Source organism: Capnocytophaga periodontitidis (assembly GCF_016126015.1).
GTDB classification, from domain to species: domain Bacteria; phylum Bacteroidota; class Bacteroidia; order Flavobacteriales; family Flavobacteriaceae; genus Capnocytophaga; species Capnocytophaga periodontitidis.
Map to the genome: position 1 here is coordinate 1 of NZ_JAEFDB010000005.1, position 22,762 is coordinate 22,762.

The 22,762-nt window shown below is 38.0% G+C and carries 21 protein-coding genes; 10 read left to right on the forward strand and 11 right to left on the reverse strand.

From position 1 onward, the window contains the following. From I7X29_RS08735 to I7X29_RS08760, 6 genes are all read right to left on the reverse strand, one after another. The coding region (locus I7X29_RS08735; RefSeq protein ID WP_225883709.1) for a SpvB/TcaC N-terminal domain-containing protein at nucleotides 1-3,344 on the reverse strand (3,344 nt) is incomplete at its 3' end. Nucleotides 3,345-3,360: 16 nt separating this feature from the next. Continuing rightward, the gene (locus I7X29_RS08740; protein WP_198474082.1) at nucleotides 3,361-3,807 is read right to left on the reverse strand and encodes a T9SS type A sorting domain-containing protein; all 447 of its coding nucleotides are present in this window, start codon (nucleotides 3,805-3,807) and stop codon (nucleotides 3,361-3,363) included. Nucleotides 3,808-4,307: 500 nt separating this feature from the next. Next, nucleotides 4,308-4,595, reverse strand: coding sequence for a tRNA (adenosine(37)-N6)-threonylcarbamoyltransferase complex ATPase subunit type 1 TsaE (locus I7X29_RS08745; protein ID WP_198474084.1), 288 nt, complete (start codon nucleotides 4,593-4,595; stop codon nucleotides 4,308-4,310). Between the two features lie 137 nt (nucleotides 4,596-4,732). Further along, nucleotides 4,733-5,053 carry a hypothetical protein gene (locus tag I7X29_RS08750; protein WP_198474086.1) on the reverse strand — a complete coding sequence of 107 codons (321 nt, stop codon included), beginning with the start codon at nucleotides 5,051-5,053 and terminating at the stop codon, nucleotides 4,733-4,735. Then, nucleotides 5,046-5,408, reverse strand: coding sequence for a hypothetical protein (locus tag I7X29_RS08755; protein ID WP_198474272.1), 363 nt, complete (start codon nucleotides 5,406-5,408; stop codon nucleotides 5,046-5,048). Before I7X29_RS08755 ends, I7X29_RS08750 begins: the two co-directional genes overlap by 8 nt. Nucleotides 5,409-5,635: 227 nt before the next feature. After that, a complete protein-coding gene (locus I7X29_RS08760) occupies nucleotides 5,636-7,753 on the reverse strand; it encodes a peptidylprolyl isomerase (protein ID WP_198474088.1) in 2,118 nt (705 codons plus the stop codon). Nucleotides 7,754-8,060: 307 nt separating this feature from the next. Here I7X29_RS08760 and I7X29_RS08765 point away from each other — a divergent pair, with 307 nt between their 5' ends. The 9 genes from I7X29_RS08765 (at nucleotide 8,061) to rpoB (ending at nucleotide 16,944) form a co-directional block, all read left to right on the forward strand. Further along, nucleotides 8,061-9,449: a leucine-rich repeat domain-containing protein gene (locus I7X29_RS08765; RefSeq protein WP_198474090.1), complete on the forward strand. Its 1,389-nt coding sequence runs from the start codon at nucleotides 8,061-8,063 to the stop codon at nucleotides 9,447-9,449. A 106-nt stretch (nucleotides 9,450-9,555) separates the two neighbouring features. After that, nucleotides 9,556-9,741, forward strand: coding sequence for a preprotein translocase subunit SecE (secE, locus tag I7X29_RS08770; protein ID WP_198474092.1), 186 nt, complete (start codon nucleotides 9,556-9,558; stop codon nucleotides 9,739-9,741). A gap of 11 nt (nucleotides 9,742-9,752) precedes the next feature. Beyond that, entirely contained in the window at nucleotides 9,753-10,304 is a 552-nt protein-coding gene (gene nusG / locus I7X29_RS08775) for a transcription termination/antitermination protein NusG (RefSeq protein ID WP_002679816.1), read from the forward strand. A gap of 47 nt (nucleotides 10,305-10,351) precedes the next feature. Further along, entirely contained in the window at nucleotides 10,352-10,789 is a 438-nt protein-coding gene (gene rplK, locus I7X29_RS08780) for a 50S ribosomal protein L11 (protein ID WP_002679988.1), read from the forward strand. 12 nt (nucleotides 10,790-10,801) lie between these two features. Then, nucleotides 10,802-11,491, forward strand: coding sequence for a 50S ribosomal protein L1 (gene rplA, locus I7X29_RS08785; protein WP_088593741.1), 690 nt, complete (start codon nucleotides 10,802-10,804; stop codon nucleotides 11,489-11,491). Between the two features lie 22 nt (nucleotides 11,492-11,513). Beyond that, nucleotides 11,514-12,029, forward strand: a complete 516-nt coding sequence (gene rplJ / locus I7X29_RS08790; RefSeq protein WP_198474094.1) for a 50S ribosomal protein L10 — start codon at nucleotides 11,514-11,516, stop codon at nucleotides 12,027-12,029. A 53-nt stretch (nucleotides 12,030-12,082) separates the two neighbouring features. Continuing rightward, entirely contained in the window at nucleotides 12,083-12,463 is a 381-nt protein-coding gene (gene rplL / locus I7X29_RS08795; protein ID WP_002680017.1) for a 50S ribosomal protein L7/L12, read from the forward strand. A 144-nt stretch (nucleotides 12,464-12,607) separates the two neighbouring features. Then, entirely contained in the window at nucleotides 12,608-13,069 is a 462-nt protein-coding gene (locus I7X29_RS08800) for a hypothetical protein (protein ID WP_198474096.1), read from the forward strand. A 65-nt stretch (nucleotides 13,070-13,134) separates the two neighbouring features. Then, the gene (gene rpoB / locus I7X29_RS08805) at nucleotides 13,135-16,944 is read left to right on the forward strand and encodes a DNA-directed RNA polymerase subunit beta (protein ID WP_198474098.1); all 3,810 of its coding nucleotides are present in this window, start codon (nucleotides 13,135-13,137) and stop codon (nucleotides 16,942-16,944) included. Between the two features lie 226 nt (nucleotides 16,945-17,170). Here rpoB and I7X29_RS08810 read toward each other — a convergent pair whose 3' ends face one another. From I7X29_RS08810 to I7X29_RS08825, 4 genes are read right to left on the reverse strand one after another with little or no spacing between them, the layout of a single operon-like run. Next, nucleotides 17,171-17,803 carry a hypothetical protein gene (locus I7X29_RS08810; RefSeq protein WP_198474100.1) on the reverse strand — a complete coding sequence of 211 codons (633 nt, stop codon included), beginning with the start codon at nucleotides 17,801-17,803 and terminating at the stop codon, nucleotides 17,171-17,173. Nucleotides 17,804-17,809: 6 nt separating this feature from the next. Continuing rightward, nucleotides 17,810-18,754 (reverse strand): RHS repeat domain-containing protein, encoded by a 945-nt coding sequence (locus I7X29_RS15675; RefSeq protein ID WP_198474102.1) that lies wholly within the window; start codon nucleotides 18,752-18,754, stop codon nucleotides 17,810-17,812. A gap of 46 nt (nucleotides 18,755-18,800) precedes the next feature. After that, nucleotides 18,801-19,796, reverse strand: coding sequence for a hypothetical protein (locus tag I7X29_RS08820; RefSeq protein ID WP_198474104.1), 996 nt, complete (start codon nucleotides 19,794-19,796; stop codon nucleotides 18,801-18,803). A gap of 52 nt (nucleotides 19,797-19,848) precedes the next feature. Next, complete coding sequence (locus tag I7X29_RS08825) at nucleotides 19,849-20,199, reverse strand: WD40/YVTN/BNR-like repeat-containing protein (protein WP_198474106.1); 351 nt, start codon at nucleotides 20,197-20,199, stop codon at nucleotides 19,849-19,851. A gap of 579 nt (nucleotides 20,200-20,778) precedes the next feature. Between I7X29_RS08825 and I7X29_RS08830 the strand changes: the two genes are divergently transcribed. Continuing rightward, nucleotides 20,779-21,231 (forward strand): DUF2004 domain-containing protein, encoded by a 453-nt coding sequence (locus I7X29_RS08830; protein ID WP_198466605.1) that lies wholly within the window; start codon nucleotides 20,779-20,781, stop codon nucleotides 21,229-21,231. Between the two features lie 79 nt (nucleotides 21,232-21,310). Here the strand turns inward: I7X29_RS08830 and I7X29_RS08835 are convergent, their stop codons facing one another. Next, nucleotides 21,311-22,732, reverse strand: coding sequence for an MFS transporter (locus I7X29_RS08835; RefSeq protein WP_088593748.1), 1,422 nt, complete (start codon nucleotides 22,730-22,732; stop codon nucleotides 21,311-21,313). Nucleotides 22,733-22,762 lie beyond the last annotated feature (30 nt).

The following is a 22,762-nucleotide window of genomic DNA, read 5'->3' on the forward strand; positions in this document are numbered from 1 at the left end:
GAATCGGTATGGGTTGCTATAAAGCGGTGAGTAGGGTCGTAGGTGTATTGCTCACTGCGCTTTTGTCCGTCTTCAGCAATAGTTTCCTTTTGGGTTATATTGCCATAGGGGTCATAACTAAATTTTTCGGTGTGCTCGCCTGTGCTGTTGCCTTTTGTTTTGGCAGTGCTGATTAACCCATTCTCATAAGTATAGCTTTCCTCAGCCGTAAAAGTATCACCGTCCAAAGTGCTTGCTGTGCGTTTATGGGTGAGCAAGCCCATACGGTAAGGAGTACTTTCCTTGGGGGCGTATTGCAGTTCTTGTACTTGCTTATAGCCCTCAGCCGCTGTGGTGATTTGTGTAGGGTTGAGGTCAGCATCATAGGTAAAAGCTTGGGTGGTAGTAACGCCTTTGAGTTTATCCTCAGTAACCTGCTTATCTAATTGGAGTTTAAAACGTTTGTTAGGAGATTCGGAGTGGGTGTAGGTGTAGGAGGTATGTTGTACATAGTCTGGAGGATAAGTAAAGTTGTAACGAGCTTTATAATTGGCAATGTAAGTATCAGTGACAGCTCCTCGCAATTTAGCATCCATTGTTGAATAAGTAAACATCCTTTGTTCTTCTTTCTTTGTGGGGTCATACCAATTAGTTCTTCCTATAGCACTAAAACCTAAGAATCCTAATCCTTCATCGTGTGAGATAGCTCCGAAGTAATCAAATAATTGTTCTGTGTCTACTCCGTTATATTGTTTTTGTATTCTTGCCACTAAGGGTACAGAAGGTGTATTTGCTAAGTTTATGTAGGGATACTTAAGGCGATGGTATTCATCTACGTTTACATAGGTAGGATACAAAGGATCTATTTGCTCAGAAGCGTAAGCAAAGTCAGAAGCCATAGGGGCATAAGTGATGTATTGAGAAGTTCCTCCCTGTTTGATAGTACGAAGAACAGTCTCTTTTTTACTATCTTGTTCCAAAGAGTAGCTTTCCATTGTATCCCCATATATTAGCGCAATATCCATAAACATATTACGCTTATCAGGAGGAGAAAAGAGTAAATGACCAGCTCTTCCTACGTTATAACTCTCATATTCTGAATTGTTTATTTTTACAAATAACTCATTAGCATCTTTCCCATTTATATTCTTAAAGACACTAATTCCTCTAAACATCTGATTTATTAGATCTGAATCAAAAGCAGTACGATACTCTACAATATCAGATTTTCCATCATTATTCATATCTATTGCTATAGGAGTAGACTGAACTGGTCTCCTACCATTTGCCATATGAGCTTCATATTTAAAAGGTAGTATTTTTGTTTCAGTAACAAACCCCTTACCTGTATTGTAGAGTATATCATATTGATTAGTAGGATTATCTCTTGGCAACATAAAATCAATCAGTCCATCTCCATTGAAGTCACCTATAATGGGACGTATCAAATCAAGGTTACTATTAATATTATCTATAAGAGGATGCTTTCTCCTGATAAGTAAATAAGGATTAGTGTGCTTTACTACTAATTGGAGATTATAGTTACCATCCATTTCATAAATAAACAATTTCCCTTTAGTGATATGTAAGAGATTTGTTTTACCATTACCATTCATATCAATAGCTTGCAGGAGATCATCAGAGTCAATCTTTGACTCTAAAATTCGTAAGTATTTAGTGTAATTAGAGGTTTTTCTTCTATCTAAGTCAATCCAATTTACAGTACTTTTATTTATTATAGTATGTTTACAATCACAATATCTTCCCTCACGTCTACGCCCAGTGGGGATACATTTTTCAACATTGTAAGGGAGTTCTATAGATATAACATCAGTGAGCCCATTACCATCAAAATCCCCAGAAAGTATTTTTATATTAGTGTTTGCTTTCTGAGGAGGTGGTAAGATGGGTCTTTCTCCTGAGTACATCAATTGATTCATACAATAGTTATAATCAGCCTCTATGTAAGCAGGTAATTTCCACTCCTTGCTATAATGTACTGCTGGATATCCCATATACTCATCTGTATATACGTCAAAACGAATTTTATCTGCAGTAAAATGAGTTGTTACTATGCCACTATTTACTAATAATTCTCCTGATCGCGATAGAACTTTAGCTGGAAAAATTTCTTTGAAAGGCTCATTGGTAATAAATGAAACACCTAATGAGTTCTGTTCTCCTCTGAAGTTATAAACAACAGATATGTCTTTATAAGCCTTTGAACCAGTGGTAGGATAAATAATAAAATCTAACCTTCCATCTCTATTATAATCAAGAGGTACTATTGCAGAGTTGGTAAGGCTTACATTTATAAAACCCGTACTTGCTTTTGCTGTTGACTTACTTAACTTATCTGAAAAATTAAGATACTGCAGCCCTATTGGTACCCGCTTCTCACCTTCTACACTCTCTTGAATACTTACCAATCTGTCGTAGCCCAAGCTATTAGGATTACAATTTAAGTCGTATTTTCGGTATTCTTTTCCATTAGTGCTAACGCTTATCGCTGATAGCTTGTATAGACTATTAAACTCTATTCCACCAATATAAAAGGTTTCAGAGCGCGAACGGTTGTTGTACTCAAAATGCACCATACAATTACCCATTGCTTCTCCCTTTGCCCCGTATATGATGTTCTCAATCAATGGAATATGGTGTCCATCTAAAGTCTTATAAGCATACTGTATACTTACCCCTTGAGCATTCTCCCACGACGATATGTTATACTCATAAGGTCGCCTTCCGTTGTTTTTCCCATAATACGCTTTGCTACCATCAGGGTATAACACTTCAAAATAACTGGGACCAAAAATGCCATTCCCAAAAGTACCCTTTGCTACCACCTTCACATTTGAGAAATTTTCTATCTCATACACTGCCCCATCGGCTCCGTGAGTGCCTTCTTTTAGCAGGAGACGCTGTCCATCGAGGGCAAACTGATCCGTTTCAGTGAGATTTACCCCTGTGAGTTGTCCGTTGTGGTAAGGGGTGGAGCCTACACGGGTAATTTTTGAAATTCCTGTGATATTCCAGCCATAGCCTGCTATCCCATTACCTGCCTGACTGTTATAGGTAAGCGCAAGATTAGGCTGCACGCCATTGATGCCCGCAGGCACTGCAATAGGGATAGTGTACACGGCTGCCCCTGTGGCACTCACGTCTAAATTACTTGGGGTAATACCTAAATCACTTCCCGATGCTCCACGAGCGGTTGCTACACCAATAGTAGGCAACTCAGTAAGGGTAGAAGGTGTAGGCTCATCGCGATGAAAAGAAGTCTTTTTGATGAGCTTATAAGGCAGCTCCTGTGCTGTAACAGTTAGGCTGCTTAAGCTGAGTAATATGTAGAGTATGTGTTTCATAGTAATAGTTTTTGTATTATCTTTTTACCACTTTAAATATCTTTCGGCTGCCATCAGCAAATTCCAATACTAAGAGATAAAATCCCGTGGGGTAGTCGGCTATATTCACTTTGTGCTGAGTTGCTTGCAATGTGCTCCGCTTGTAGAGGATCTTCCCATCAACGGAAGTGATAAAAAGCTCAGTCATTGGTTTTTGCTCCTTATGCTGCCAATAGACGGTCAGCTCATCAATAACAGGGTTAGGAGCTACATCTAAGGTTATCTTCTCGACATTGTGCTCTTCACGCCGTTTTTCATCTAAAGTATCCTTGAAGATTTCCTCATCACTGAGTTGTTCTTCTCCACTACCACAGGTAGTAATAAGTCGTTGATTTCCTGCCTTGTCGTAGTGGAAACAAAGCTCTTGCTGACTATATCCCCAAGAAGGAATTACCAAAAGTAAGATTATATTTAACGTTTTCATAGCAATAGGACGTGTTATTTCAGCGCAAAGTAACGAAAAACAACGAAATCAATCAAATTATTTTGAAGAAAAATGAGAAATATTTTTGAAAGCGCAAGTAAGATAAGGAGTTTTGGAAGGAATATAAAAGAGTATATAGTAGGCTTACTATACTTAATTCATCTGTATGCACTCAAGATTTTTAGAAACTTCTATATATTATGCTAGCAACGGAAAAATAAAAGTTTTGGTCAATAGAGAAAATATTTATACCTTTGCATCGTGAGTTAAAAACACAATAAAAACAAAGCAAAGAAGTGAATTAAGTTCCGTAACTAAATCGTTACCTATCAGAGTTTTATAAAATAAAATTGATTGTGAGTGAGGAAGTTAGAAAAATATTCGTATCTTTGCACCTAGAAGTTACTGAGAAAATAGGTATAATCAAATGAAATAAGAGCTATTACTAAATCATTACCTAATCTTCTTGTAATTCCTGTATCTTCTTTATTTAAAATAGATTATATAAGTAGTTTCAATTTTAATTCAAAGCCAACATTTCCATTGTCGTTATTAGTAGGACGGAGGCCTTCTACAAAATCGGTATAGTCGTAAGAAGGGTGAAATTGTACAAAGCCAAACTGAGGGCTTTTTGCTAAGGCTTCATCGTCTTCCCCTATCATTTGTTTAGCTATTTCTTTAGCTAAAAAAGTTTTACCAGTACCAGGGGCACCTGTAAGAATGATGTTTTTAGAGCTTTTTAGTTTTTGAACATACTGAAAAACTTTTCCTATTCCTTTTTCTTCCATAATTAACTCATTAAATTTATCAAAAAAATTTTACAACTTATCATTGGGTTCTTGGTCATCGAAGAGTCCTAACTTTTGTACACTAATAGTCAAAACTTCTTCTGCATTTATAATAGGATATGAGTTTTTTACAATTCTTAGATATTCAATACTATTAGCATTCTTTTTACATTTATTGAAGTGTGTATCCAATTTAGGTAACTACCTCTATTGGTATAAGAGGAAGCTAATATATTTATAGTAATTTTACCATTTTGATAGTTTTCCCAATTCTTAACTTGGTTTTGTATTTTTTCTTCTTTACGACCAAACCCACTCCATTTAAAGCTACCTTTTTCTTCAAAAGGTTTGATGTATTTATCATAGCCTCTATTGTGTTTGTTATTTGTAACGCAATACTCTAAGTGTGCCACAAAATACTCTAATAATTGCTTGAAATTTTTGTAATTGTCATTCATATTTGAGTTGTTTAATTTTTTCTAAGTTGTTTCTTCTTCTAAACGAAAAGTCTTTGCTGATGGCATCTACATATTTGATGATGTGGGCGGTTTTCTGTAGGGTTGCGGGCTCGTTCGTGGATTGGAGGAGCAATTCGGAGATGATTTCTAACGCCTCGGCATCGTTTTCGTATTCTGAAAGGAGGGTTTCGGTGGGGGTGTTGAGGAAATATGTGAGATGGTGCTGAGTGTATTTTTCAGTCAGCAGATCTAATTGTTTGCGTTCTTCTTCTTTGGCTGCCTTGGGGTTTAGTAGGGCGGTGAGTTCCTCAAAGAAACGGTCGATTTGGCGTTTGAGATAGTCTTTTTCAATCATAACAGGGGAATTACGATGATGGTAGGAGGTGCGAGCCGCACGGGCAATTAAGGACTTTGACAAAGTGTAGCGATAGTAAGTGAATGGTTATTTAGGGCAAAGATAGGGATAAAATGTTAATTGGCAAAATAAAAGGAGTTAAAGAATGTTGGGATTCTTTAACTCCTATTTTTTATTTTCTGATTACTAATTTCTAATTTCTGATTTCTAATTTCTGATTTCTATTATTAATAGAATGAACTTAGGTTTTCTTTGATGGTGGCGCTGTTTTCTAATGATTTGAGGATGCTTTGTGCAGCACGCTCGGTACGGAGATTTTCAACGGTTTCTGCTTGGGTTCTGTAATCGGTGATTGCAGGGGCTATAGTCTCTGAGATGAGTTGGATTACATATACGGCGTTTTCACCATCGATGGGTTTAGAGATTTGACCTTGTTTGAGTCCGAAGGCGGCTCCTACGACTTTGGGTTCGCGACCTTCACCTATAATAGTTGGGTTTTTCATCACGAGACCTGTAGCGCTTTTTACTTCAGTTTTGTTAGCTGAAGCGATGGCTTGGAGGCTGTTGCCTTTGGCTTTTTCTTTTAAAATAGCGGCTTTCTTTTCGCGGATGAGGATAGGTTTCACGATAGGAGCGGCATCTTGTACAGAGCTGAGTCCTTCTTCACCTTGTTTTACTAATTGAGCGACGATGTTGTTGCTTCCGGCGTTGAATCGCTTGATGTCACCTACTTTGGTGTCCTTATTGAACAACCATTGTACGATGGCGCGGTTGCTACCTAATCCGATGATTTGGTCGTCGTTTTTATGGAGGTTATCGGCGCGGAGTACTGAAAGGCCGAATTTTTTGGCGATACTTGCAAATTCTTTTGGATTTTGAGAAGCCTTCATTTCAAAGTTAGAAACTTTAGAGAAAATCTCGCTTACAGTGGCTTCAGAAGGTTCTACCGCACGGCTGATAGTGGCGATGTTTACGGCTTCGGCTTTACCTGTAACTTTTACAACGTGGAATCCGAAATCGGTTTCAACAAGACCTATATTGCCAACGGGGTTAGCGAAAACGAATTCTTCGAAAGGTTTTACCATTGCGCCTTTTCCGAAGAATCCGAGGTCTCCACCGCTGTAGGCAGCGCCAGGTTCTTCAGAGTTTTCGCGAGCGAGTTCGGCGAAATCAGTTCCTGCTGTTTTGGCTTTTGCCAAAAGTTCTTCGGCTTTAGCCTTAGCTTCTTCCTTAGTACGAGTGGTATTAGGAGTAGCGGCTTGGCTTCCTTGGTAGGCGATGAGGATGTGGCTTGCTTTTACGGCTCCGGCAGGCTCTTTGGCAACCATACGGCTGAGTTTGATGTTGCCGTCTTCTTCGTAAGGTCCGAATACTTTACCTACGGGAAGAGCGTAAAGGGTATCGGCGTAAGCAGAGCGGATATTGTCTTTATTTACGAAAGTGCTATCGTAAGGGACATTAGAGTTGCGATCGACAAACTCTTTGATATTCTTAGTTTTAGCGAATCCAGGGAGGGTGTCGTTGCTATTGGTTTTGCTGTTGTACACAACTTCGGGTTGCAAGAGTTTGAGCAAGCTTTGTTTTTCAGCTTCCATATCTTTAGCTGAAGGTTTTTCGGCAGCGACGATGTATTGGATGTTGCGGTAAGCTTCTTGTTTGAATTGTTTTTCGTGTTTTTTGATGTAGTCTTGGATTTCGCCGTCGGTAATGGTAATATTTTTATCGTCGATGCTGCTGTATTGGAGGGCGACATAGTTGATATCGGCGAGGTCTTTTTCTTGGTGGTATTCCATTTCGGCTTCGGCATTGGTAACGCCAAGTCCAGCGCGGATGAGGCTGAAATACATTTGTTGTTTAGCGCCCTCTACGATAGCGTCTTCTTGCATTTTCCACTGAGCATAGGCTTCGGGGTTGGTGCTTTTGAGGGTAGCTAAGTAGGAAGTGAATTTATGGGGGTCGAACACGCCGAGTTCATTCACGAATTGAGGGTTTTGCGCTAGAGGGGTTTTAGCGAGGATAGCCAAGATTTGGTCTTTTTCGACACTAAGGCCGAGTTTTTCGATTTGTTGGTTGAGGAGGATTTCTTGGACTTTTTGTTCCCACACATATTTAGCGGCTTCGATGCTGCTTACTTGTCCGTTAGCTTGACGAGTAGCGTTTTCGACTTGAGCACGGAAGGCGTCAATAGAGACATCTTCGCCGTTTACGGTACCTATTTCGTTAGGCATGTGGTTGCTAAAGCGCCCTTTACCGATGAAATCGGAGATGATGAAAGCGAAGAGGGCGAGCCCTATAATCGCGATAAGGAATACGGTTTTACTTCTAATCTTTTCGAGTACTGCCATTGTTTATATTCGTTTATAAAAGTATAAAATTGTTTGGTGTTATTAATCAAACGGCAAAAGTAATACTTTTTGTGGAAATGCAAAAATATTTTTAAGATTTTTTTATAAGATAAGAGGTAAGAAGTAAGAGATAAGAAATTGTTGTTGAGTGGGGTAGGGGTGATTTTATGTTTTTTTGGTGCAGTTTTTTGCAAGTAGGGAGGAGGTTCGTTGTGTCTTCGTTACGTGTTCGTTGTGTGTTCGAATGAGGTGCTTTTTTTGCTATTTGGCAATTATTTTATACTTTTGCCCTTTGATATATAAAGATATGAAGACTACGACTCTTTATAAATACTTGTTTATAGTATTGTTTTTCGGCGTACGATTAGTGTTGGCTCAGCAAGGTGTTGAAGCGCTTTTCATCAAGGAAGGGGTTTTACTCAAGTGTGAGGATGCTAAGATACCTTCAGATGGCTATATAGCATTACCTCATACGGTGAAAGCAATTGTAGCTGAAGCATTTAAAGGTTGTACGCGCTTGCAAAGGATTAGTGTCTCGGGTGGGGTAACCACTATTGGGGATCGCGCTTTTGCGGGTTGTAATCATCTTACTAAAGTGGAGATGCTGCCTAACTCGGTGACGGCTATTGGGGTGCAGGCGTTTGCTTTTTGCGTTAAGCTGAAGGATATTAACTTACCTAATACGGTAGCGACGATAGGGGAGGAGGCTTTTAGAGGTTGTTTTGCTCTGGAACGCATTGAAATACCCGAGTCTATGAGTCTTATTGGCAGCAGTGCTTTTATGGATTGTTCGGGACTCAAGCAGGTGAGTTTTTTAGGTAATGCTCTTAGTGTGATTCCGTCGCAGTTGTTTTACCAGTGTAAGGCGCTTGTACAAGTAACTTTGCCGCTGAGTTTAAGGCATATTAAGAGCAGTGCTTTTGCGTATTGTGAGTCTCTTCCTGAATTGGTGTTGCCTGAAGGATTAGAGAGTATAGGCGACGATGCTTTTGAGTATTGCAAATCGCTTAAGGGAATAAGTATTCCTGATAGTGTGTTTTTTATTGGAGCAAGTGCTTTTCATAGTTGTAGTGCTTTGGCAACGCTGAAATTGCCTTATGGTTTGCGTCATATATTGAACGATACTTTTTTAGATTGTGTAAGTTTGAGTTCGGTGGTAATTCCGGATACGGTGGAGAAAATCAATATGCAGGCGTTCAGGAATTGTAGTTCGCTGATTGCTGTACAAATGCCTTTGGCTCTCACTGATATTTTCTATGGAGCTTTCTATGGGTGTAAGAATTTACAGTATATTGATTTACCTGAAAATGTTAAATATATAGGTGTGTTTGCTTTTGCTGAATGTGTTAGCTTGCAAACAATAGAGTTGCCTCGTGCAGTGGTAGATGTTGCTGCTAAGGTTTTTTATAATTGTGCCAATCTTACTGAAGTAAACTTGTCTAAATTTACAACTTCTATAGGGGTACAATCGTTTTATGGGTGTGTAAACTTGAAAGAGTTAAAATTGCCTAATACAGTAGAAAAGATAGATTTGGCAGCCTTTGAAAATAGTGGTCTTGCTGAATTGCATTGCCGAGCACTCACTCCACCTGTAGTGAATCGCAGTTTCGGATATAAGGGGAAAGTGGTAGTGCCATATCGTTCATTAGAGCTCTATAGACAAGCAGAAGTATGGAAAGATTGTGCTTTGGAATAAAAAATATTCTAAAAAGTTTGGTAGATTAAAAAAATCACCGTACTTTTGCCACCCAAAAGCGCACATAATAGGGCGTAATATTATTCATTAATAATACTAATAAGTTATGATTCAATACGTTAAAGAGTCTTATGAAGAGCTAACAAACCACGTTACGTGGCCTAATATTTCAGATGCACAGAAGGAAATGGTGGTAGTAGTGGTGTTTTCTATCCTATTTTCTTTAGTAATTTGGGGAATGGATTCTTCATTCGAATACCTTATAGGTAAGTATTTTGAATTTATGAAATAAAAACAGCAAGAATGTCTGGATTAATAGAAAAAAAATGGTATGTAATTAAAACCGTTACCGGTCAGGAGAACAAAATAAAGAACTACATAGAGAACGAGACTTCTCGTTTAGGTTATGCCGACTATGTAGAGGAAGTTTTAGTGCCTACTGAAAAGGTGGTTCAAGTGCGTAACGGCAAGAAAATCACCAAAGATAGAGTGCACATGCCTGGCTATGTAATGGTGAAAGTTCACTTAGCAGGTGAGGTAGTGCATATCATTAAGTCTATCCCAGGGGTAGTAGGCTTCTTGAGTGAAACCAAAGGAGGTGATCCACTGCCATTGCGTAAAGCCGATGTAAACCGTATGCTTGGTCAGGTAGACGAATTAGCCGAAACGGTAGAAACAGTAGCTATTCCTTTTGAAGTAGGCGAAATGGTAAAACTTATCGATGGTCCTTTCAATGGTTTTAATGGTACTATAGAACGTGTGAACGAAGAAAAACGCAAACTTGAAGTGATGGTGAAAATCTTCGGACGTAAAACACCTTTAGAACTCAGCTACACCCAAGTAGAAAAATTGTAACAAAGTCCTCATAAGAGGCATTTTAAATAAATTATTAATTATAAACAATGGCAAAAGAAATTAGTAAAGTAGTTAAACTACAAGCTCGGGGAGGTCAAGCGAATCCTTCGCCACCAATTGGACCCGCATTAGGTGCTGCCGGTGTTAATATTATGGAGTTCTGCAAGCAGTTCAACGCTCGTACGCAGGACAAACAAGGAAAAGTAATTCCTGTAGTTATCACCGTTTACAAAGACAAGTCTTTCGACTTTGTTATCAAAACTGCACCTGCTGCTGTTCAGCTGTTGGAAGCCGCTAAGGTTAAAGGAGGTTCCGGAGAGCCAAACCGTAAGAAAGTAGCAAGTATCACTTGGGAACAAGTGAAAGCAATTGCAGAGGACAAAATGCCTGATTTGAATGCATTTACAATAGAATCTGCAATGAGTATGGTTGCTGGTACGGCACGTTCAATGGGTATATCAGTAACAGGAGAAAAACCTTTTTAATCGCAAAGCAATATGGCAAAATTAACAAAGAAACACAAAGAAGCTCTTGCTAAAGTTGATAGAAATAAACTCTATTCACTCAAAGAGGCTTCAGCATTATTGAAAGAAATCACTTACACTAAATTTGATGCTTCTGTAGATATTGCAGTGCGTTTAGGCGTAGACCCACGTAAAGCAAACCAAATGGTACGCGGTGTAGTTACACTTCCTCACGGGACTGGTAAAGATGTTCGTGTACTTGCCTTAGTAACTCCAGAGAAAGAAGCTGAAGCTAAAGCAGCTGGAGCCGACTATGTAGGGCTTGATGAGTATCTACAAAAAATCAAAGACGGCTGGACTGATGTAGACGTAATCGTTACTATGCCTGCTGTAATGGGTAAATTAGGTCCTTTAGGGCGTGTGCTTGGTCCTCGTGGCTTGATGCCAAACCCTAAAACTGGTACTGTTACTATGGAAATAGGTAAAGCTGTACAAGAAGTGAAATCTGGTAAAATCGATTTCCGTGTAGATAAAACTGGTATCGTACACGCTTCTATCGGTAAAGTATCATTTACTGCTGATAAGATTGTAGACAACGCCAACGAGTTGATTCAAACATTAATAAAAATGAAACCTACCGCTGCTAAAGGTACGTATATGAAATCAATTTATCTTTCATCTACTATGAGCCCAAGTGTAGCTGTAGATCCTAAAACAGTTTAATTTGTAGTTAAAAACCGAAATTATGACAAGAGAAGAAAAATCATTAGTAATAGATAATTTAACTGCACAGTTAGCTGATAATAATGTTATTTATGTAACAGATTTAACTGGTTTGAACGCTCAAGATACAACGGCATTACGTCGTGCTTGTTTCAAAGCGAATATCAAATTAGCAGTTGTGAAAAATACCTTGCTTGCTAAAGCAATGGAAGCTTCAGAAAAAGAATTTGGTGAATTGCCAAATATCCTTAAAGGAAACACTTCATTGATGTATGCTGAGGTAGGAAATGTACCTGCAAAACTCATCAAAGAATTCCGCAAAAAATCAGAAAAACCTATTCTAAAGGGAGCTTATGTAGATGCGGCTGTATTTATTGGCGACAATCAATTAGATGCCTTAGCAGCTCTTAAATCTAAAAACGAAGTTATTGGCGATATCATTGGATTACTCCAATCTCCTGCCAAAAACGTTGTTTCAGCTCTCAAATCAGGTGGCGGCAAATTGGCTGGTATCATCAAAACTTTATCTGAAAAGTAAAACAGAACACACAGAATTTATTTTTAAACAATTAAACAAAAACGATAGAAAAAATGGCAGATTTAAAAAATTTCGCAGAACAATTAGTAAACTTAACCGTTAAAGAAGTAAACGAGCTTGCTCAAATCTTGAAAGAAGAGTATGGCATCGAGCCAGCTGCAGCAGCAGTAGCAGTAGCAGCAGGTCCAGCTGCAGGTGGTGCAGGTGAAGCAGCCGCTGAAAAAACAGAATTTGATGTATTCTTGAAATCAGCAGGTGCTAACAAATTAGCGGTTGTTAAATTAGTAAAAGACTTGACTGGTCTTGGACTTAAAGAAGCTAAAGAAGTAGTAGACGGCGCTCCTTCAAAAGTAAAAGAAGGTGTTTCTAAAGAAGAAGCAGAAGGGCTTAAAAAATCTTTAGAAGAAGCTGGTGCTGAAGTAGAATTAAAATAATTTTACTTATAAACCCTATAAGGTTTAGGTCTTTTTCAATGGCAAAAAGACCTAAACCATTTTGTAATTTAAGGCAACAATACAACAACAATATTATGATGGTAGAGAATAGATACTCTTGCCAAATATAAACATAAAAACAAAATGAGCAAACATCTTGAACGTTTAAATAACATCTATTGGAGTTTCTCTAAAAAATATTACAATACTGTAGAAGAGTTTAAAAAGGATATCGAAGAGTATAATATTAGCTGTGAAAACGAAAAAGAATGGCGATTAGACGAGCTAGTAATTGATGAGCCTAGTATTGAAATGCAATATATGGCTTGGGTACACCCAGAAGATATACTACCTAATGAGGAGTTGATGGAAGATGATGATATCTTTGAAGAAGAACCAGATGATGATGAGTATGGTTATCAGGTAGAATTGGCAGCAACTTTGCTTCCTGATAACGGCAAGAGTTTTTTGGGTTATGAACTCTTAATGAAAGTACATAACCAACAGGCAAATAAAGAATTAGGAGACCACGTATTTTATGAAGGTACAGAGATAGAAAGAGGAGAAGATGGAATAGCTATATTGCCTATCTACTGTGGTAGCTAATGACTAAAGACAAATAAAAACAACTTACTACTAACACACTAAACAATAATATTAAAGTAAAGAAAATGCTTACGAATCAAACCGCAAGAGTCAATTTTGCTTCTGTGAAACACGTTCCTGAATATCCTGACTTTTTGGATATTCAAATCAAATCGTTTCAAGAGTTCTTTCAGATGGAAACCAAGTCGGAAGACCGAGTTCACGAGGGATTGTACCACACCTTTAAGGAAAACTTCCCTATATCCGATACTCGTAACCAATTCGTATTGGAGTTTCTCGACTATTTCGTAGACCCTCCTCGCTACTCTATACAAGAGTGTATTGAGCGTGGTCTTACCTATAGTGTGCCTCTGAAAGCCCGATTGAAGCTCTATTGCACCGACCCTGAGCACGAAGATTTTGAAACTATCGTACAAGATGTGTACTTGGGAACTGTGCCTTATATGACTTCCAGCGGAACATTCGTTATCAACGGTGCTGAACGCGTGGTAGTTTCTCAATTACACCGTTCACCAGGGGTATTCTTCGGTCAGTCGTTTCACGCTAATGGTACCAAACTCTACTCTGCACGTATCATTCCTTTCAAAGGTTCGTGGATTGAGTTTGCTACCGATATCAACAATGTGATGTACGCTTATATCGACCGTAAAAAGAAATTGCCCGTAACTACACTTTTCCGTGCAATTGGTTTTGAACGCGATAAAGATATATTAGAAATATTCGACCTTGCCGAAGAAATCAAAGTTTCTAAAACAGGGCTTAAGAAATACATCGGTCGTCGTTTGGCTGCTCGTGTACTTAACACTTGGCACGAGGACTTCGTAGATGAAGATACAGGAGAAGTAGTATCTATTGAGCGTAATGAGATTATCCTCGATCGCGATACTGTGCTCGACGAAGATAACATTCAAGAAATCTTAGATGCTGATGTAAAAACTATTCTTCTTCACAAAGAAGATAGTCAGGCTACAGATTATACCATTATCCACAATACTTTACAAAAAGACCCTACCAACTCTGAAAAAGAAGCGGTAGAACACATTTACCGACAATTGCGTAACGCCGAACCACCCGATGAGGAAACTGCTCGCGGTATTATCGACAAGTTGTTCTTCTCAGATCAACGTTATAACTTGGGAGATGTAGGGCGTTACCGTATCAATAAGAAATTGGGCTTGGATACCCCTATGGAAAAGCAAGTGCTTACCAAAGAGGATATCATTACCATTGTAAAATATTTGATTGAGCTCATCAACTCTAAAGCAGAGGTAGATGATATTGACCACTTGTCTAACCGTCGTGTGCGCACGGTAGGAGAGCAGTTGGCAGCTCAGTTTGGTGTAGGTCTTTCTCGTATGTCACGCACTATCCGCGAACGTATGAACGTACGTGATAATGAGGTATTTACACCTATCGATTTGATTAACGCTAAGACTCTTTCATCTGTAATCAACTCGTTCTTTGGTACAAACCAATTATCTCAGTTTATGGATCAAACGAACCCATTAGCCGAGATTACTCACAAACGCCGTTTATCAGCTTTAGGACCTGGAGGTTTATCACGTGAACGTGCAGGTTTTGAGGTTCGTGACGTACACTATACTCACTACGGACGCTTGTGCCCAATTGAAACCCCTGAGGGACCAAACATCGGTTTGATTTCATCATTAGCAGTATTTTCTAAAGTAAATGGTATGGGCTTTATTGAAACTCCTTACCACAAAGTTACTAACGGAAAGGTAGATCTTAAAGATATGACTTACCTTACTGCCGAAGATGAAGAAGGACTCAAAATTGGTATGGCAAATATTGCATTAGACGATAAAGCTAATATCATTGAGGAAAAAGTGGTTGTAAAAGAAGATGGTGACTTCCCTGTAATCGAACCTAACGAAGTACAATATATAGACGTGGCGCCTAACCAAATCGCTTCTATTTCAGCTTCTCTTATTCCGTTCTTGGAACACGACGACGCGAACCGTGCGTTGATGGGCTCGAATATGATGCGCCAAGCAGTGCCTTTGTTGAAACCAGAAGCTCCTATTGTAGGTACAGGTTTGGAACGCCGTATAGCATCGGATGCTCGTGTGCTTATGAATGCTGAACGCGATGGGGTAGTAGATTATGTAGATGCTGAAAAAATCATCATTACTTACGATCGTACTGACGAAGAAAAACTCGTGAGCTTCGACCCTGATGAAACAGTATACAACCTTATCAAATTCCAAAAAACTAACCAAGGTACTTGTATCAACCTTAAGCCAATTGTAGAAAAAGGCGAACGTGTGAAAAAAGGACAAGTGCTTTGTGAAGGTTATGCTACTGAAAACGGAGAGTTAGCACTTGGTCGCAATATGAAAGTAGCGTTTATGCCTTGGAAAGGGTATAACTTCGAGGATGCGATTGTAATCTCAGAACGTGCTGTACGCGATGATATTTTTACTTCTATCCATATTGATGAGTATGCACTTGAAGTGCGTGATACTAAATTAGGTGCTGAAGAACTCACCAATGATATTCCTAACGTATCGGAAGATGCTACTAAGGATTTGGATGAAAACGGTATGATTCGCATTGGTGCTGAAGTACGCCCTGGAGATATTCTTATAGGTAAGATTACTCCAAAAGGTGAATCTGACCCTACTCCAGAAGAAAAACTCCTCCGCGCTATCTTTGGTGATAAAGCAGGTGATGTGAAAGATGCATCTCTAAAAGCCTCTCCATCACTTTACGGGGTAGTAATCGACAAGAAATTGTTCTCTCGTGCAGTAAAAGATAAACGCAAACGCAGTAAAGATAAAGAAGATGTAGCGCAATTAGAAGCTGACTACAATGCTAAATTCGAGGCACTTCGTACTAAATTATTAGAAAAATTATTTAGTTTAGTAGCTGAAAAAACTTCAGAAGGAGTAGTAAACGACCTTGGAGAAGAAATTGTACCTAAAGGTAAGAAATACACCAAAAAAGTACTTGAAGGTATTGAAGATTACGCTCATCTTACTTCTGCAGGATGGACTAATGATAAACACATCAACGGTCTTATAGACGACCTTTTGCACAACTATCGCATTCGTGAAAATGACCTACAAGGAGGATTGCGTCGCGATAAATTTACCATTGCTGTGGGTGACGAATTGCCTGCAGGTATCCTAAAATTAGCTAAAATTTACGTGGCTAAGAAACGTAAGTTAAAAGTAGGGGATAAGATGGCGGGTCGTCACGGTAACAAAGGTATCGTAGCGCGTATCGTTCGCGATGAGGATATGCCATTCCTTGAAGACGGAACTCCAGTAGATATCGTGTTGAACCCACTTGGGGTACCTTCACGTATGAACATTGGTCAGATATACGAAACTGTATTGGGTTGGGCAGGACAAAAGCTCGGTAAGAAGTTTGCAACTCCTATCTTCGATGGAGCATCGCTTGAGCAAATCAATGAGCTTACTGATGAAGCAGGCGTACCGCGTTTTGGTCATACTTACCTATACGATGGTGGTACCGGTGAACGTTTCGACCAAAAAGCCACTGTAGGGGTTATTTATATGATCAAACTCGGACATATGATCGACGATAAGATGCACGCGCGTTCTATCGGTCCGTACTCACTTATCACCCAACAGCCATTGGGAGGTAAAGCCCAGTTTGGTGGTCAGCGTTTTGGAGAGATGGAGGTATGGGCATTAGAGGCTTATGGAGCTTCTAGTACCTTACGCGAAATCTTAACTGTAAAATCCGATGACGTAGTAGGTCGTGCCAAAACTTACGAAGCGATTGTAAAAGGTGAGACAATGCCAGAACCAGGCTTGCCAGAATCTTTCAACGTATTGATGCACGAGCTTAAAGGTCTTGGATTAGATATCCGACTTGAAGAATAATTGTTAATTACAACTGACGAATTACAAATAACAAGTAATTCGCCAGTCATTAGAAATAAAATTCCAAACTATTGAATATTCAGTAGTTTGGAATTTTTGTTTTTTTAAGGAGGTTATAGGGAAAAGGTGTATTTGTATACTTTCATAATAACGTAAGTTTAACACAAGAAATATATAAAAACTTCAGTATAACACAAAGTGCTCTACTGAAGTATAATAAATAGTTTTACAAATTGAAAGCTTCTTTCAGTTCATTGTAGACTGTTTGGTATTGAAAATTTTGTGCTGAAGGGTGTGGAATATACATAGTTGCTATCTCTTTATTTCCTACTTTGTAATAATAGAAGCCTTTACCTTTATTGATGAGTGTATTTTCTTTAGATTGGTATTCTCCTGTATAAGGCATTTTTACCCAAAGTCTATGACTCCATACTACAATAATATCAGGTTGGCAGACTTCTAACACCTCCCAAAAAACCTTTTCTGATTTAGTAAATTGTTCAGTAGTAGGAGACTGACGAGGAGTTGCCATTGGCTCCTGAACATAGTTATAGAAAGCTACTCGCTCCCAAAAATCCACTATTTCATTAGTAGATAGGTTACCATTATGAAAAGCTTTTGCGAATCTAGTAAAGGTCTTCATCCAGTTGCCGTGTCCTCTTTTACCTTTCTGATAGTTTATAAACTCTTGTACTATATAGTTAGTGAAAGTAGGATCATCAAGAGAGGCATTCCCATCTTCATCGGCACTATAATGACTTTCTCCTAACACTAATACTTTTTTACCTTGATATCCTTGTTGGTATTTTTCACCAATGTAAGGGGTGAACAATACATTTTTAAATTGGTTTGTTTGCATATTTTGTTAATAATATTCTATGGTTCTTTCGGTGAGAATTTTATTTTGACGCTTTTCTACCCAATTACCTTTTTCGTCGTATTTATAAGTAATTTTATTTCCCTCATTAGAAACTTCTTCTATAAGATTGTTCTTATGGTCATACTTGTAAAAAGTTTTGTTACCATCTGAAGTTGTTTGTTCTACAAGATTATTATTCTCATCGTACTTGTAGGTAGTTTCTATTCTTTCTAATACAGAATTTGTATGGTAGATTTGAATTTTCTTAATTAGATTATTATTGCTATCATAGCTATAAAAATAATCTGTATTATCCCATCTTTTTTCCTCTACTATTCTACCTTGTGAATCATACTTTTTCATTTCACCATCAGAAGAGCTTTCCTCTGTTAGATTCCCATTTTCATATTTGTAATTATAAGTACGAATTTTGTCTATAGGTATTTTTTCTATCTCAAAGTCACCACCTTCAGAATAGTAAAAACCTTTTAAAGTTTCTTTGATAAGTTTATCTTTATCATCATACTCAAATGTTTCAGTAGAAAGGACGCCACCTGAAGAGTCGTATGTTACAATTTCAATTACTAAACCCTTATCATTGTATTTAGTAATTCTTTTTCCTTCATTCATACAAAAATATCCTTTACAATAACTTTCCCTACTCTTAATAGTGTTATTCTGATAGGTATAAACATTTACATTTTTGAGGAAGACTTCTCCTTCTGAATTATATTGTTCATTTTCTACTATATTCCCTTTTTCGTCAAAGGAAGTCTTATATGGACGTTCTTCTTCTGTAATGAAAAGTGTTTTATTTTGGTTGTCATCAATCTCATACATAGTTTCCTTTAAAGTTTTTACTTTTCCCTTCAAAACCTCAGTATTGAATGTTGTAGTATCGATGGAGGTATTACTATTTTGAGAATTGCAAGAGAGTACTAAGAATAACACAATAAGTATAAAAATATATCTTTTCATTGTTTGTTGTATTTTAAAATTAAACTTCCTTTTGTGGGTTACACTCTTCGATGAGTTCATCAATGGTCTTACTTATTCCATCTAAAGGTTCTTGGTAGAATGCAACAATTTCATTAACGAGTTTTTCTATACTTTCAGAGCTAAGTTCTTCGCCTTTCCGCAATAGGTTATAATTAAAAGTTTTACTTAACTTATAACCTTTTATCCAGTCTTTCGATTCGCCTTTTTGGGCATAGCGGTAAGGCGTGTATTGACGATTGCTAAAAAACTCTGACCAGAAAGTGAGGTATATTTGTCCGCTGTTATTGGTATCGCCTACTCTAAGCCACATACCTGTATCCTTTCCTCCTACTCGCCACCATAGTATATCGTCTTCTACAGTGAAATCGGTTAAGGTTTTATCTAACTTTTCTTGGAGTAAAGAGTTGATTTTATGTATATAGCCTTTTTTATTTAGATAAGGAAGAATGTGATTTTCAAGTTTGTTAAGTTCAGTAGCAACTTCGTGTTCAATAGCTCCGCCTAATCCTATTTCTTTAGACAGAGTGTTGATGATAGCATATAGATGAGCTTGTATTTCAGTTTTATTTTGGTTTACATTTTGTGTGTCTACAGCTATCGCATTGAGCGATTGCAAGATGCTTTTAGCACTTTGTGGTTTAGCATAAGGGATAATATCTTTAGCAACTAATTTGAGTAAATGATTAAGTTCTTCTAATGAGATATTTCTATCTTCCCACACTTTCCAAAGTTCTTCAATAAAGTTATTAAAGAGTTCTGATTTTTTCTCAAAAACCTTTACATTGCGTTCTTTGTCTTCCTCGCTGGCAGTTTGTCCTTGCAAAAGGAATACAGTAACGATAGCGGTAAATATAGCCCCTATAGCAGAGTTGTTGATTTCTTCTACTATTTTAGGGAGTTCGTTTTGGTAAATAGCATTAAAGATAAAAATACTAAGTGAAATAGCCAACAAAGTAGCTAAGCCGATGAGTAATTTGCTTTTGAATAGCTTCATTTATTTAGATTTTTAAAAGAATGCCTACCTATACGATAGGCATTCTAAATGATTAATTTCTTTTTGTCCAAGTACGCCCCTCATTTTTTGAGATATAAGTACCTTTTGAAGTAGTAGCTACAAGCTCAGTGCCATTTACTTGTATGGTTTCAAATGTTCCATAGGAGGCATTAGAAGTACGTAATGTCCAATTGACTCCTTTACTTGTTGAAGCATAGACTCCTTTAGATGTAACGACAATAATTTCCTTACCGAAAATAACTAAATCATTGAAGTCTCCAAAATTATTTCCTTTGTAGCGTTGAATCCAAGTCCTACCATTATTAGTAGAAAATTCAAGTTTGTTGTCGTCTGTAGGGCAAATTCGTAGCAATTCGTTCCCTAAATTAATTTCTTTTGCCATTTTGTTGGTATTAATTTTTGTCCTACTCACTTATAGGCTTTTCGGTTACTCCTTTGTTATATACAGCCCCTCGGATAGCTGTTTTATTTTGGTTGCAAAATTACAGTAGGTATTGGTCAAAGTGTGACCATTTAATATTTTTTTCAATATGAGGACATAAAAAAACGCGGTGCATTCCTTGTTTACTCATCACAGAAGCCCGACCAAAGGCTGCACACCAAAGTAAAAAGGAATGCCCACGTAACCGCAGGCACTTCCACTTCACTTTCCTGGTGTTGAAAAATTGGTCGTATTTCTATGATAGGAAAATGTAAAGCGAAACGCTAATATTGTTTATATCTTTAAATGGCTATTTAACCGCAGTTAAATAGTGTTCAAATTGTTCTCGGTTGTCTAATTTTGCTGCATAGTTACGGTGAATTTTTATACTATGCAAATTTTTTAACATTTATTTTTTAGATGTATTTTGTAAGACGCTAAAAATCAAATGAATTTGAATTGTTGTTAATGTGTAAAACTGACTTTTGTATTTGTAAATATATTGATTTTTGCTATCTTTGTCGCCTAAAATTAAACATTATGGCTACCTACAAATTACCCTATTTCGGGAAGGTTACCCTTTCTGAAGATGATGATTACCACGAAATAGAAGATGTGGATATCAACGGTTCCTCAGTGTCAATCACTATTGATTGTATGGGAGAAACACCCTCTAAAGCTCAGGGGACAGCTATTCAGCAATTGTTAGAACACTTGCCTGAACTCGACCAGCAGATTCGCAACGAATTTATAAAAGTCTATCGTTCTAGCGAGGAATCTATGGTGAAAGATTATGTGCAAATAGTAGAAGAAATGGCTGATGTGCAGGGGGAAGAATTGCTCACAGCACTTGAGCTTACCAATCTCAATATCTCCCTTTTTGCAACAGAGTTTGCGGGTTTCGACTATACGTTGCCTGAAGTTACCGATGAAATTCTTGTAGTAATGGTAGATGAAGACAGAAAAATCATACGCTTTACGATTGAATCGTAAGTTATTAGCACGTGCGGCTCGCACCTTTGCAAAAGGTGCGAGCCGCACGTACAAAAAACTTTTGATAAAGTTTAAATTGTTAATTGCTTCTTGTTACCTGTTTATTGTAAATATACAATGATGCCGCTGCAAATACCCCCAAAGCACAAATCACATACCAGAGTTTTGCAGGTTCATAAGTATCCCATAACAATTGAGTGATTTGCGACTGACTGAGTCCTAATTTCTGACTTGCTAACTCAAAATATTGAGTTTTAGTGAGATTTTCAGGCATTTCAATAGCGCGTTTGGCTAATTCTTTTTTTAGTAAACCGTATTTATCAGACCATTCAGTATACAAATGTCCTGAAAAGAAACCTGTGAGGTAGTTTCCTGCAGCTACTGGCAAAAACACCGTACCTTGATACAGCGCCTCTTTGCCTTTAGGTGTAATTTGAGCCACAAAAGCCGATAGGGTAGGGCTGGAAGCCATTTCACCTATCGAGAAAATCACGGTGCCTATAATGGTGAACCACGGATTGTTGAACATAAAAGTAAGCGTTACCCCTAAAGTAGCGATAACTGTCCCTCTAATCATAGCGCTCACGTGGCTCATTTTGGTTACAAAATACGATACAAGCACTTGAAAGAAGATAATCATAAACGAATCTATGTTGATAAACCACTCGGCTTTCACTTGTCCTTCAGAGGTGAGGATAGTGCCCAAAAAAGTTGATTTTTCATTAATCCACGCACTCAATGCCGATGAATCTACCCAATCTTCAATAAAGTTAGGCAGGGTGTAAAACAGCTGGTTGAACATCGTCCAAAAGCCTACCATCAAAAGCAATAGTACGGTAAGTCGGCGGTCCTTCAAAGCCTCAACGATATGCATCAGTGATTCTTTGATTTCGGTGAGTAAAGGCTTTCTAATTTTTTGAGCGAGTTTGGGTTCTTTATAGAGGAATAAAGCTACTAACACATTGATAGTCATCACTACAGCTCCTTGTATAAAGATAATGCGCCAACCGTATTCGGTGCGGAGGTAGGACGACATTGCAGGACCTAAAAAGCCCCCTATGTTCACCATCATATAGAAAATTCCAAACCCCATAGTGCTGGTGGTTTCATCGGTATTACGCGCTACAATACCATTGACTACAGGCTTAAAGAATCCTGCTCCAACAGCCGATAAGAGAAATATAGAGTACACCGCTGCATAATCGGTAACTTCTCCCATCAAAAAATAGCCTACCGCTGTAATAGCACACGAAATTACTAATGAAAGTTTATAGCCAATACGGTCGGCAATCACTCCAAAAATAGGAGGCAAAAGATAAAGAATAGCCGAAACGTTTGCCATTATACTCGCTTTTTGCAAGTGGTCAAACCCAAGTCCGCCCTTATCAGTAGAGGCAACTAAATAAAGCCCCAAAAGCGTAAAAATACCGTAATAAGCCCAGCGTTCCATCAGCTGAAGGAAGCTCGCTACCCAAAAAGTAGGAGAAAATTTATTTAACATAGTTCGTAAGTTATAAGTCGTCCGACATTA